This window comes from Halomonas sp. IOP_14 (genome assembly GCF_021021315.1).
In the GTDB taxonomy this organism is placed as follows: domain Bacteria; phylum Pseudomonadota; class Gammaproteobacteria; order Pseudomonadales; family Halomonadaceae; genus Vreelandella; species Vreelandella titanicae.
On the sequence record NZ_JAINWD010000041.1, the window covers coordinates 21,291 to 33,762 of the forward strand.

At 54.6% G+C, this 12,472-nt stretch carries 14 protein-coding genes; 8 read left to right on the plus strand and 6 right to left on the minus strand.

The annotated features are described in order from the left end of the window. Positions 1–16 precede the first annotated feature (16 nt). Positions 17–1,240: a transglycosylase SLT domain-containing protein gene (locus K7H09_RS19980; RefSeq protein WP_027959550.1), complete on the minus strand. Its 1,224-nt coding sequence runs from the start codon at positions 1,238–1,240 to the stop codon at positions 17–19. A gap of 30 nt (positions 1,241–1,270) precedes the next feature. Next, positions 1,271–2,038, minus strand: a complete 768-nt coding sequence (gene gloB / locus K7H09_RS19985; RefSeq protein ID WP_230805691.1) for a hydroxyacylglutathione hydrolase — start codon at positions 2,036–2,038, stop codon at positions 1,271–1,273. Positions 2,039–2,149: 111 nt separating this feature from the next. Here gloB and K7H09_RS19990 point away from each other — a divergent pair, with 111 nt between their 5' ends. Genes K7H09_RS19990 through nudC form a run of 4 tightly spaced genes read left to right on the plus strand, consistent with a single transcriptional unit; the run spans position 2,150 to position 5,033 of the window. Next, positions 2,150–3,052: a class I SAM-dependent methyltransferase gene (locus K7H09_RS19990; protein ID WP_138801556.1), complete on the plus strand. Its 903-nt coding sequence runs from the start codon at positions 2,150–2,152 to the stop codon at positions 3,050–3,052. Next, entirely contained in the window at positions 3,045–3,515 is a 471-nt protein-coding gene (gene rnhA, locus K7H09_RS19995) for a ribonuclease HI (protein ID WP_022523349.1), read from the plus strand. The genes K7H09_RS19990 and rnhA overlap by 8 nt, the downstream gene beginning before the upstream one ends. Further along, a complete protein-coding gene (dnaQ, locus tag K7H09_RS20000) occupies positions 3,515–4,255 on the plus strand; it encodes a DNA polymerase III subunit epsilon (protein ID WP_138801557.1) in 741 nt (246 codons plus the stop codon). Before rnhA ends, dnaQ begins: the two co-directional genes overlap by 1 nt. Next, a complete protein-coding gene (gene nudC, locus K7H09_RS20005) occupies positions 4,248–5,033 on the plus strand; it encodes an NAD(+) diphosphatase (protein ID WP_022523351.1) in 786 nt (261 codons plus the stop codon). The genes dnaQ and nudC overlap by 8 nt, the downstream gene beginning before the upstream one ends. Positions 5,034–5,058: 25 nt before the next feature. Here the strand turns inward: nudC and K7H09_RS20010 are convergent, their stop codons facing one another. After that, positions 5,059–5,370 carry an SCP2 sterol-binding domain-containing protein gene (locus K7H09_RS20010; protein WP_022523352.1) on the minus strand — a complete coding sequence of 104 codons (312 nt, stop codon included), beginning with the start codon at positions 5,368–5,370 and terminating at the stop codon, positions 5,059–5,061. A 181-nt stretch (positions 5,371–5,551) separates the two neighbouring features. Between K7H09_RS20010 and sohB the strand changes: the two genes are divergently transcribed. Next, on the plus strand, positions 5,552–6,595 hold the full coding sequence (gene sohB, locus K7H09_RS20015) for a protease SohB (protein WP_230805693.1): 1,044 nt from the start codon (positions 5,552–5,554) through the stop codon (positions 6,593–6,595). A gap of 17 nt (positions 6,596–6,612) precedes the next feature. Here sohB and K7H09_RS20020 read toward each other — a convergent pair whose 3' ends face one another. Continuing rightward, positions 6,613–6,933, minus strand: a complete 321-nt coding sequence (locus K7H09_RS20020; RefSeq protein ID WP_022523354.1) for an ArsR/SmtB family transcription factor — start codon at positions 6,931–6,933, stop codon at positions 6,613–6,615. 278 nt (positions 6,934–7,211) lie between these two features. On the opposite strand from K7H09_RS20020, the gene K7H09_RS20025 reads away from it, so the two are divergent. The 3 genes from K7H09_RS20025 (at position 7,212) to K7H09_RS20035 (ending at position 10,904) form a co-directional block, all read left to right on the plus strand. Beyond that, positions 7,212–9,185, plus strand: a complete 1,974-nt coding sequence (locus K7H09_RS20025) for a propionyl-CoA synthetase (protein WP_330165625.1) — start codon at positions 7,212–7,214, stop codon at positions 9,183–9,185. 206 nt (positions 9,186–9,391) lie between these two features. Further along, the gene (locus K7H09_RS20030) at positions 9,392–10,060 is read left to right on the plus strand and encodes a 7-cyano-7-deazaguanine/7-aminomethyl-7-deazaguanine transporter (RefSeq protein WP_009287831.1); all 669 of its coding nucleotides are present in this window, start codon (positions 9,392–9,394) and stop codon (positions 10,058–10,060) included. 40 nt (positions 10,061–10,100) lie between these two features. Then, complete coding sequence (locus tag K7H09_RS20035) at positions 10,101–10,904, plus strand: alpha/beta fold hydrolase (RefSeq protein ID WP_230805697.1); 804 nt, start codon at positions 10,101–10,103, stop codon at positions 10,902–10,904. 34 nt (positions 10,905–10,938) lie between these two features. Here K7H09_RS20035 and K7H09_RS20040 read toward each other — a convergent pair whose 3' ends face one another. Then, complete coding sequence (locus K7H09_RS20040) at positions 10,939–11,235, minus strand: hypothetical protein (protein ID WP_230805698.1); 297 nt, start codon at positions 11,233–11,235, stop codon at positions 10,939–10,941. A gap of 40 nt (positions 11,236–11,275) precedes the next feature. Beyond that, positions 11,276–12,412 carry an ABC transporter substrate-binding protein gene (locus K7H09_RS20045; RefSeq protein ID WP_230805700.1) on the minus strand — a complete coding sequence of 379 codons (1,137 nt, stop codon included), beginning with the start codon at positions 12,410–12,412 and terminating at the stop codon, positions 11,276–11,278. Between the last annotated feature and the right edge of the window lie 60 nt (positions 12,413–12,472).

Below are 12,472 nucleotides of genomic sequence, written 5' to 3' on the forward strand. Positions count from 1 at the left end.
AACTAGTTAACCCGGTTTAACGCCCTGAAAGTGTCAGCAGTTGGCCTGGTTGCAGAGTGCTGGGGCGGTCAATCGCATTCCAGCGTATAAGGTCTTGCTGGTCAATATTATACCGGGCCGCAATCGCAGAGAGACTGTCGCCTCTTTCAACGCGGTGGGTATTGCCACGGCTGTTTTGCGCAAGCGCTTGGTTGCTGTCTTGTGTTTGACTGCCGCCTTGAGAAAGCTGCGCTAGCATCTGGGTATCCACTTCTTCAGGTACCAGCAGTGTCTGAGCACTACGGGGGTCAATGCTGCCATTGAGCAAGCCAGGGTTTAATTCGGCTAACGCGGTTTGGCTGACACCCAGCAGTTGAGAGGCTTCTGAGAGCGTCACTGCTTGGGCCAACTTAACTTTAGCGAAGGCCGGATCAACATGTATTTCCGGCAAGCTGACACCGTACTGCTCAGGGTCGTTAATGATGGTCGCGATGGCTTTCAGTTTGGGCACATACTGCATGGTTTCATAGGGCAGCGAGAGATCCCAGTAATCACCGTTTAGGCCTTGGCTTTGGGCCTGGCGTCGAGCGCGGTTAACGGTGCCTGCGCCGGCGTTATAAGCCGCTAATGAAAGCATCAGATCGCCTTCATACCACTGATCGGCCTGCATTTCCAAGTAGTCCAGCGCCGCTTCGGTGGAGGTTAAAACGTCTAACCGGCCATCGTAGTTTCCGTTGCGTACCAAACCCAATGCATCACCAGTGCCGGGCATAAACTGCCATAGCCCAGCAGCGCCGCGATGACTTCGCGCGCCTGGGTCAAAGGAGCTCTCGACGAAGGGTATTAACGCGACTTCACCAGGCAGGCCACGCTCGCTAACTTGCTGGGTAATCCAGGCAAGCCAGGGAGAGGCGCGTTCGGTGATAGTAGCAATGTTTTCGGGGCTGGAACGGTAGTGCTCAATCCATTCGTCTACCCGTGCTTGGGCCTCGTCTGGCAGTGACTTCTCTTGCCACTGAAAGCTTTTACGCAGCGTTGTCCAAGCGTCCTGAGGTTCCAGCTCCAGCGCCTCCCAAAAATGGATTCGGAACGGCGTGGGGCGTGGTTTTGTAGCGTCTACTGATTTACTGGTTGATGCCGTAGATCCTTCATAGGCTGTCGCAGAGGCTTGTGAGCTTGCCGCAGCGGCTAACATTAGGCCCATTATTACGGTACTGCCAGCGCTCAGCATCAAGCGCTGGCGAATCGTTCGATAGGTCATAGTTGCATTCGTTTGGTTTCGATAGCGTTCTTAAAAACGGTTCTTCCACTCGCGTAGAGTGGTGAACGTAGCGAGATCATCATTATTAACACCCTGGGTGCCTGCCGCTTGGCGCACGCTATCAGTGCCCACACGGAGGTAGGGATTAATTTTCAGCTCGCGTCCTATCGTGCTGGGTAAGGTGGGGCGATCCAATGCCCGCGCCTTTTCACACTCCTGCAAGGCGTGTTTGACGTCTTCGTTTTCAGGATCCGCAGCACGGGCAAACGTTAGGTTTGCCTGAGTGTACTCATGGGCTGCAAAGACCAGTGTATCTTCAGGGAGTTCCGCAAATTTTTTCAGCGCGGTGTACATTTGCTCCGGGGTATCCTCGAATAAACGACCGCAACCCGCGCAAAAAAGGGTATCACCGCAGAACAGTAGTGCAGGGATACCCGCTGTGAAGTAGCTGATATGATCCAGCGTATGGCCGGGGGTCGCCATGACGTCAAACAAGCGACCCATAATGCGGACTTCGTCGCCATCACCCACGGTTTCATCGATGCCTTCAATCTTGGGATTGTCGGGGCCGATAACGTGCGGAGAGTAGCGTTTAATTAATTCTGCTAAACCACCGGTATGATCATGATGATGGTGAGTAATCAGAATGCAGCTTAGGGTGAGCGACTCACGCTCAAGAAACTCGATTACCGGGGCAGCTTCACCGGGATCCACCACACAAACGCTTTGACTGGTATCTTGTCTTAATAGCCAAATATAGTTGTCGCTAAGGGCGGGGATCGGTGTCACGCTCATCATCGGCGAGATCCTTTAAGTTACGAAAAAACACATCAAACATTGCGCTTATTAGCGCTAAATCGGTGCGTAAAAGGCGTTAAAAAGCCGTTACTGTGGAGGGAAGCGCTGTTCATGTCAAATTCGACGATGGCCACGACACTGGCTAAGCGCTTACAAAGTAGCCAGCCTTATTGGCAAACAGAGGCGGGGCGTTCGCTGTGGGAAACACAGCGTGCCTGCTTAGGGCCCGTTGTGGAATCGCGTGTGGGCGGCCACAGCTTGGAAATGAGCATGGGGCCGGCACTGATGACCATGTCGGCCATTGCGCACCCCATACGCTGGTTGCCTACGCGTCAGTTAGCCGAAAACGATAGCACCTTGGTATGCCCACCGGATCAGCTTGCGCTGCCGGATCGCTGTTTAGATGTGATGGTCATCCACCACTGGCTTGAGCACTTAACCGATGCCCACTTTACGCTTCAGGAGGCTGCGCGTGTCACTGCTGACAACGGCATTATGGTGCTGTTTGGTTTTAACCCTGTCGGTGTGAGTGGTCTTACCCGGCAGTTGCGAAAGCGCCAACAGACGTTTCCCTTGAGCGGTACCTGGCGCTCGGCTAGCCGCCTGCGGGACTGGTTGGCGTTTGTCGACTTTGAGGTGGAGCGGGTAGACTATTGCTGTTTCAGGGGGCGGATGAACGCCAAGTGCGGTGAGTATTGGGAGTCGTTAGGGCGGCGGCATAACCTGCCGCTGGGCGAAAGTTATATGATTCAAGCACGCCGACAGCAGCGCCAAGCGCCAGTGCAGCGTTTGAAATTTGGTTTGAAGGCGCCAGTGTCCCCGGCGTCGTTGGGAGTTACCCGCTCAGGCTCATCCACCCACTACCAAGCTTATCAAACGCCTCCCGCTAGAACATCGCAAGCCAAAACACGGCAAACGGATAGGCACACAGCTGATTCAAATAAAGCTGATCCACAGAAGCCTGTTTTACATAAATCTGTTTTACATAGACCGGGGGATCAGGAGATTGACTAAAGAGGCGGCGGGAGATCTACCTCGGGTAACGGTGTATACCGATGGGGCTTGTAGGGGCAACCCAGGGCCCGGCGGATGGGGCGTCGTGCTGGCGAGTGGCGAGCATGAGAAAACCTTGAAAGGCTATGAAGCAGATACCACTAATAATCGCATGGAGTTAATGGCTGCGATTATGGCGCTACGCACCCTCAATACCCCTTGTGAAGTGGCGCTTTGGACTGACTCCCAATATGTACGCCAGGGGATTACCCAGTGGATTCATAACTGGATCAAGCGCGGCTGGAAAACCGCTGCCAAGCAGCCGGTCAAAAATGCCGAACTGTGGAAGACCCTGCACGAAGAGACCCAGCGCCACCAAGTCGAGTGGCACTGGGTAAAAGGGCATAGCGGCCACCCTGGCAACGAGCGCGCCGATGCGCTGGCCAATGAAGCGATTGATGAGCACCAAAAGAGGAGAGCATGATGCGTCAGGTGATCTTGGATACTGAAACCACGGGTATTGACCCCAAAGATGGCCATCGCCTAGTCGAAATTGGTGCTATTGAGATGGTCAATCGACGCTTCACTGGTCGCACTTATCACCAATACATCAATCCTGAGCGGCATATCGATGCTGAAGTAGTCGCCGTTCACGGGATTGATGACGCCAAAGTCGCTGACGAGCCGGTCTTCGCGGCAATTGCCGATGAGTTTTGGGCATTTATTGAAGGCGCAGAGCTGGTGATTCATAACGCCCCCTTCGATGTGGGCTTTATTGACCACGAGCTGGGCATGTTGAATCGGCAGCGTAAATCCCCTGTGTTGGGGCCGGTAAGCGATCATTGTGGCGTATTAGATACGCTGACCATGGCGCGGAAGATGCACCCCGGTCAGCGCAACAGTCTTGATGCATTGTGCAAACGCTACGATATCGACAATGGCCACCGGGTACTGCACGGCGCACTGTTAGATTCTGAAATCCTCGCCGAAGTCTACCTGGCGATGACCGGTGGACAGACCGCGCTGACCTTGGACGCGGCCTCCGCAGCGGAACAGGAGCAGGCGGATACCTCCAATGAGGGAATGTCGATTCAGCGGCTTTCTTTAACGCCGGGCCAGTTGCGCGTGGTGCGGCCAACAGACGAAGAGCGAGCGGCCCATCAGGCCAAGTGCGAGGCGCATCAATTGAACTGGTTTGAGGAGGGTGCGGCCAGCGATGCTTAGGCGAGAAATCCCCCATCACGAACAAGCTGGTCGGGTTATTCGGCTGTCGCGTAGCCTATTGGCGCCCGCACCGTTAAACGGTAGTGAAGAGTTGACCCCGCTGCAGCCCTATCAACCCTGGACAGAGCAGATGCAGCCGCTGTGTTACTGGGATGATGAACCGGTGGCGCTGCTTGTGGAATCCCAAGCTGGAAACGATTGGATTGATGGTCGTCAATGGATGAGCGAGCTTTCAACCGTTTGGTTTAGCCTGCTTTCCACGGCGCTGCAGGTAGGTGCTTGGTTAGAGAATCACCGTTTCTGCGGCCGCTGTGGTGCACCGGCCACCAAGCTAACTGCGGAATTTGCTATGCACTGCCACGCCTGTGGGCACCGCAACTATCCGCGTATCTCACCGTGTATTATCACGCTGGTGACCAGCGGGGAGGCGATGCTGCTTGCCCGCAGTCCGCGCTTTCCACCCGGGCGCTACTCCACCTTGGCGGGTTTTATCGAGCCTGGGGAGTCAGCGGAAGAGGCGGTGCATCGTGAAGTGTTTGAGGAAGTGGGCGTGCATATCGATCAACTGCGTTATCACCAAAGTCAGGCGTGGCCATTCCCGCACTCGTTGATGTTTGGTTACTTCGCCGAAGCCACCACCCGGCGCATTCGCATCGATGGGGTGGAAATTAGCGATGCGGCGTGGTTTTCACCTCGTCAGTTGCCCTCTCTGCCGCCGCCTTACTCGATATCCCGCGAACTAATCGAAACCCATTTGGCACGCTGGCGCGAAGAGTAAGCGGCGCCGCGTGCCGATATGACGATTACTCGCTAGGGAATAAGCTAGTCAGCTTAGTGGCCAGCATGACATTACCAGTCGCTTTTAGCTTACCGGTCATAAAGGCCGTCATACCATTGATCTCACCGCTCATAATGCCTTTTAGCGTGTCAGTGGTTAGGCTTAAGCTGACAGAAGGATCGTCGTGCTCACCCTCTTGTACGTCCAGCGTGCCATCTTGGATATTTAAGTAGTAGCTGCCCGCATCGGTAAAGTGAAACTGGAAAACTTCATCCATGCCCTTTGCCGCTTCCGGATTAAAACGCGCTTTTAACTTCTCAAGGGTGTTGTTTGACATAACATATCTCTCGGTTAAGTAGATCAGGCTAAGGCTAGCGACCAGAGCCAAAAGAAACAATCGTAAAGGCAAGCGAGGTTATTTCATACGGGCGTTCCAATCAAGCGCGCTAGTCACTATCAGCATACGCATATACAACGTACGAGCTATAAAGGAATTAATCCTCTAATGGAGAACGTCAATGAGTGAATGGGTAGCAGAGATAGGCACCTTTGTTGTGCAAACCACCATCGTGATGGCGCTGATAGGCTTTGGCCTGCTGCTGATTGCACGAACCAAGCAGGACAAAGAGAGCGAGCTGAAACTCACGATCGAGCCACTTAACGATCAACGACGCCGCCGTGTCCGGCGTTTGCGGCTGGCTGCCACGCTCCCTGGTGCGCGCAAAAAACTGCTGAAACTATTTCGCAGTGAAGATAAAAAGCGTCACAAGGAGCACAAAACGGAGCAAGACGACGCCTCAGCGCCAAGGGTTTGGGTGCTCGACTTCCATGGCGATCTGAAAGCCTCGCAAACCGAGCATTTTGCTCAAGAGGTATCGGCCATCATCGGTGTCGCCGCTAAGGAAGACGAGGTAGTGGTGCGTCTTGAGTCCGCGGGTGGCCTGGTGCATGCCTATGGGTTGGCAGCGGCGCAGTTAGACCGGCTGCGTACGGCGGGGTTAAACACAACCGTCTGTATCGACAAGGTGGCGGCAAGCGGTGGTTACCTGATGGCCTGTACTGCACAGCACATCAAGGCCGCGCCTTTCGCAGTGATTGGTTCCATCGGCGTGGTGGCACAAGTTCCCAATATTCATCGCCTGCTTAAGCGCCATGATGTTGACGTCGAACTGCTTACCGCCGGTAAATACAAACGTACCTTAACCGTGCTGGGTGAAAATACCGAAGAGGGTAAAGCGAAGTTCTTGGAGGATTTAGAGAATACGCACCGCTTGTTTAAAGGCTATGTGGCAGAACGGCGTCCCAGCATGGATATTGACACCCTCGCCACAGGCGAGATTTGGTACGGTAGCGAGGCGCTATCTTTACAGCTTGTCGACAGCGTAGGGACTAGCGAAGCCTATCTGGTAGAACGTATGACCGAGGCGCAAGTATTCACAGTGAAGCTAGAAGCCCCTAAAACCGTCAGTCGTAAACTGGGGTTGGCCATTTCAGAAGGTGTTGAAAAAGCAGCGCTGAAAGCGCTTGGTCTAATCGACGCCGCTGGGTGGCAGCGGCGCTGAGATTAAACCCTGAAGCGTTATGCAGCGTAATGGTGTGCCAAGGTGTCAATCACGGCCTTGGCGCTTTCGCTGCTTAACGAATAATAGATGGTTTGTGACTCCCGTCGGGTATCGACGAGCTCATCACGCCGCAAAATAGCCAGATGTTGCGAAAGTGCCGACTGACTTAACGCAAGCTGTTGATTAATTTGCGTCACTGACAGCTCTTTCTCGGCAAGAAGGCAGAGGATTTGCAGCCGTTTTTCATTGGCCAACGCTTTTAGCAGGTTGGTTCCCGCCTCAATAGCGCGACAGTTATGTTCAAGCAGGCGTGTAGCGGCGCTTGTAGAAGCAGACATAATGATCTCCTTGCCTACACTGTTACATCAGCGTTTTATAAGCATTGTTTTAAAGGCGTCGTTTTAAAGGCATTGCTGTACGTTGTCGAGGCATCGTCGCGTCGCGAGGACCATGTTGTTTAATGATCAGTAATTTAGCGAGTTTTGTCCAAACTTCTGTTTAACGGTTAATCAATGGTAGTCATTCGACATCTTGTCGACAATGTTGGTACCTGTCTACCGCTTTGGTCGCTATTTAGCCCATAGTATGAGGGCGAAATATCGGTTTCCTTTATAAAGTGTCAACAATTCTCCTTGATCGTTACTACAAAAAAGATAGGGGTACCATGAACCGCTACCAACACACCTTCCAACGCTCCATCGAACACCCTGAATCGTTCTGGGCCGAGCAGGCCAAACGTATTCCCTGGTATACGCCGCCCAAAACCATTCTCAGCTACGATGAGCAGAGCCCTGGGAAAGAGCATGCTCGTTGGTTCAGCGACGGTGAAATGAATCTTAGCTACGCTGCGCTGGATTATCATGTCGAAAATGGGCGCGGTGATCAGGCGGCGATTTTCTGGGATTCGCCTGCCGCACAAGCCAAGCTCACCCTTAGCTACCGCGAAATGCGCGATAAAGTGGCGTATTTCGCGGGGGCGCTAACGCAACTAGGCATCACTAAGGGGGATCGCGTGGTGATTTATATGCCGATGATCCCCGAAGCGCTGGTGGCCATGTACGCCTGCGCGCGGCTTGGCGCTATTCACTCGGTGGTATTTGGTGGCTTCGCCCCCCATGAGCTGGCGGCGCGGATTGAAGACGCCGAGCCTAAAGTGGTGGTTGCCGCTTCCTGCGGTATCGAGCTGGGCAAGGTGTTGCCCTATAAGCCAATGGTAGACCAAGCCGTTGAATTAAGCGCCCATAAGCCGGATGCCTGTGTCGTTTATCAGCGTGAAGCGCACCGGGCTGAACTGGAGGAGGGCGATTACGACTGGGAAGAGTTGGTTGCGACGGCGCCGTTTGCTGAATGTGTGCCGGTGAAGGGATCCGACCCGCTGTATATCCTCTATACCTCAGGCACCACCGGAAAACCCAAAGGTGTTATGCGCGATACGGGTGGCTACGCGGTAGCGCTGGCCTATTCGATGCAGGCGATCTACGCCATGGAGCCCGGTGAAGTGTTCTTTACCGCCTCGGATGTGGGCTGGGTCGTTGGGCATTCCTACATTGTTTACGCCCCCTTGCTACTTGGTTGCACCACGGTGGTATACGAAGGGAAGCCGGTAAAAACCCCCGATGCGGGCAGCTTCTGGCGCTTGATCGAGGAGTACCGGGTGAAGAGTTTCTTCACTGCGCCCACGGCTTTCCGTGCGATTAAGAAAGAGGATCCTGATGCTAAACTGTTACTGAACTACGATATCAGCAGCCTAAGGCACCTCTATGTGGCCGGAGAACGCCTCGATCCACCCACGTTTCACTGGCTGGATGACCTTTTGGACGTGCCGGTGATTGATCACTGGTGGCAAACTGAAACCGGCTGGCCCATCGCCGCCAACTTGCCCGGCATAGAGGCCGTGCCCACCAAAGCGGGATCCGCAACGTTCCCCGTTCCTGGCTTCAATGTGCAGGTGCTCAACCGTGATGGTGAACAGGCCAAACCCATGGAGCAGGGCAGTGTAGTGATCAAACAGCCCATGCCGCCAGGTTGTTTGACCGGCGTTTGGCGCGACGAGAAGCGTTTTCATAGCGCTTATATGGCGGCGTTCCCCGGTTATTATTTGACCGGCGATGGCGGTTATTTTGATGAGCAGGGTTATCTGTTCATTATGGGCCGTACCGATGACGTCATTAACGTGGCAGGGCACAGACTCTCGACCGGTGAAATGGAAGAGGTGGTTGGCGCCCATCCCGCGGTGGCCGAGTGCGCGGTGATTGGGATTCATGACGATCTTAAAGGGCAATTGCCGATTGGCCTGGTGATTCCTAAAGATGGTTTTAATGGCGATGAAGCGACACTGGAGGCCGAGCTCATTGCGCGGGTTCGCGAGCATATTGGCCCAATTGCCTGCTTCAAGCAGGTGTTAGTGGTCGACCGCTTACCCAAAACCCGTTCGGGTAAAATTCTGCGCAAGCTACTGCGCACGATTGCCGATGGCAAAGAGTTTGGTATTCCCTCCACCATTGATGACCCCACCAGCCTGACCGATGTTCACGCCGTCATGCGTGAACGCTCGGTAGGTGCCGCTGATAGAGCCACACCGCTGGATTGATGCGGCTACTTTTTATTAGCCAAGTGCGAGGGCATGCAGATTGCCAAGGGGTGGCGGCTTCCATCCCTTGGCTTTTAATATCATGTATAAGCCGTATAATGCGCTCCCCAGAACAGCGCCAGTTTTATCAACGTTGATTTGGCGATGCGCTTACTACCCCGAGGGTTCCCTAACCCCTCTTATCTATTAAAAAAAGGTCTACCAGCATGTTTGCATTGAGTGAGACTCAACACCGCCGTTGCCTAATGGTGATGGTGGCTTTCCATATCGGCATTATTGCCGCCAGTAACTATCTCGTTCAGCTGCCGTTTACGCTGTTTGGCTTTCATACCACCTGGGGCGCGTTTAGCTTCCCGTTTATTTTTCTAGCCACCGACCTAACGGTACGTCTGTTTGGCAAAGGGCCGGCGCGATCGATTATTCTGCGCGTTATGCTTCCCGCACTGCTGGTCTCCTATGTGGTATCCGTGGTATTTCCCCGCGGCAGCTTTGCCGGGATTGAGGCACTTTCGGAGTGGAACCTGTTTGTCGCCCGTATCGCCCTCGCCAGCTTCCTGGCCTATGTGATTGGCCAGTTGCTGGATGTACAAGTGTTTGACCGTTTGCGCCAGTGGGCATGGTGGGTAGCACCCGTTTGCTCAACGGTGTTGGGTAACCTGGCTGACACCTTTGCATTCTTCTCGGCGGCGTTCTATAACAGCCCAGACCCCTTTATGGCCGCCAATTGGATAGAAATCGCCGCCGTCGACTATGCCATTAAGCTCGCTATCAGCCTGCTGTTTTTCCTTCCGCTGTATGGCTTGCTGCTTGCCTGGCTAACGCGCCGCTTGGTGGTTTGGACAGGCCAGGTGGATGCCGAGCCCCGTACGGCGTAATCGCGTAAACACACAGAGTCCGCAAGGCTGAGGAGCTAGCATGACTGACGTTGCCACCGTTGATCTCCACTTTATCGATATGCCCGCCGACGAAGCCGCCGCAGATACACCTCCGCTGGTGGTGATTCATGGTTTGCTGGGGAGTGCCGATAATTGGCGTTCGCACTTAAAAGTGTGGCAGGGCAGCCGCCGGGTGATTGCGCTGGATCTGCGTAACCATGGCCGCTCACCCCATGCAGAGGGAATGCGTTACGCCACCATGGCGGATGACGTGATAGCGCTATTGGACAAGCTCTCGATCGAGCGCGCTCATGTGCTGGGCCACTCCATGGGTGGCAAAGTGGCGATCAGTTTGGCGCGCTTGGCGCCTGAGCGGGTGGCGTCGTTGATTGTGGCGGATATTGCCCCGGTGGCTTATGAGCATGGCCACGATGATGTGTTTGCCGCGCTCGATAATGTGCGGGAAGGTCAACCCAAAAGTCGTCGTGAAGCCGATGATCTGCTGGGCGAGCATGTTGAGTCGCGACCCACACGGCTGTTCTTGGCCACTAATCTGGTGCGCAATGACGATAACGTGATGGCGATACGGGTGGGCTTAGATCAGATCAAGCGTGGTTATAGCGACATTATCGGCGTGCCCGGTGGCGAGCAGCCTTTTGAAGGCCCGGCGTTGGTGCTACGCGGCGGCGATTCTCACTATGTGGCTGACGATATGATCCCCGCGCTGCGTGAAGTGTTACCCCGCGCTCGTGTGGTAACGCTCAAAAATGCCGGCCACTGGCTACACGCCGACCAGCCGGAAGCCTTCCAGCAGGCAGTGACGGCGTTTCTAGACGCGCAGTAGATGCGTGTTCAAATACTTAAGAAGCGCTGTTTTATCACAGTGGCGTGACCGTTAAGCCGTGCTGCTCTGGGTAATGCAGGAAACGGTTCAAAATTTGGTGGCTATCCACATCAAAGCTTGCGGGCGCTGTAGCGCCCGCTGACTGCTCCTCAATAGCAATGCTGCCCGGCCACGGCCAAACATTGACCTGGAGCTGGATGAGCGCTTCCTGTACCCGCTGGGTATGCGCTGCTATCGACTCCTGACCATTGCACGCTCCACGGCACTTGCCCACCTGATTGGCAAAACAACGCCCCTTACCTTTTACAAAAATTAAAGCTACTTCGCTCATGGGCCGCCATGGTAGTGGATGGAGAGCTATTAATACTTGGTTATAAAGTGTGTGGATCTACCGCTAAACGCGATACGGGCAGCGTCTCGTCAGTAAGGCCCATTTTGTGTAGAAAGGTTTCAAAGTCAGCGTAACGGCGGCTATCCAACGCCGCAGGACTCAGCGCCATGCGGCGCAGGATGTCCTCCCAGGCGTTGGCGTTAATGTCATTATCGAGCACAGGGTGCGCGCTAATCAGCAGCTCCCAGGCGGCGTCAGGGTTGTCGATAATCCAGTGGCTCGCTTGCTCAACGGCAAGCACAAAGCGAGACCAGGTATCAGCGCGGCGCGCAAGCGTATCGCTATTGGCCAATACCACCAGGCCGTCATTACGGGGGATATCTAACTCATCGAAGCGAATGACGTGGGTGTTAATACCTTCAGTCGCCAACTGCTGGGGAAGGTAGTGGTAAAAGCCATCGGCGACCGCGTCAATCTGACCCTCCCGCATTGCTCGAATGGGGTCGAAGTGCAGGTTGATGGGCGGGGTGAAATCATCAGTTTGCTGTACCGAGCGGGGGAGTAAACGCGGAATACTCAGGTCGCGGCCTTCTCCGGTGGTATAACCGTAGTGTAACCCTGCCAAGGTATTTTCGGTTTCCGTCTGCTCCTCGCCCGTCACAATGACCGCCGTCAGCGAGGTTTCGATCAGTGTCGCGATGCGGACGATTGGCGCGCCGTTATGAGCCTGCATATGAAGCAGCGGCTGGCGGGTCAGCGCCAAATCGACTTCACCTGCGGTTAGCAGCTTGATAGCGATGGAGGGGTCGGCCGGTGACTGAATCTCCACTTCAAGTCCTTGGGCAGCGTACAGCCCTCGCTCTTTAGCAATCACCAAGGCTGCGTGCTGCGGGCTCAAGTACCAATCCAGCATTAGCGTGATGTGTTTAACCGGAGGTGGTTCGAGCGGCGGTGCCGGGGTTTGCGCCGTGGTGGGCACTTCCTCGACGCTTTCGCTGTCAATGTTTCGCCAAAATGCTTCCGGCACCTCAACATCTGTATCTAGCGTCAGCGGCGCCGTTTCTGAAGGGCTTTCTTCGCGCTCTTCATTTGCGTAAATAACTGAATTAGAAAACAATAAGGTGACGATAAGACTCAACAGGATAGGGTGCCAACAGCGTAAGAGGCAACGCAACATAGTCAGTAACTCCAGGGGTTGTAACGGCGAAGTGTAGCCGCCTGGGAAAGCTTCTGACCA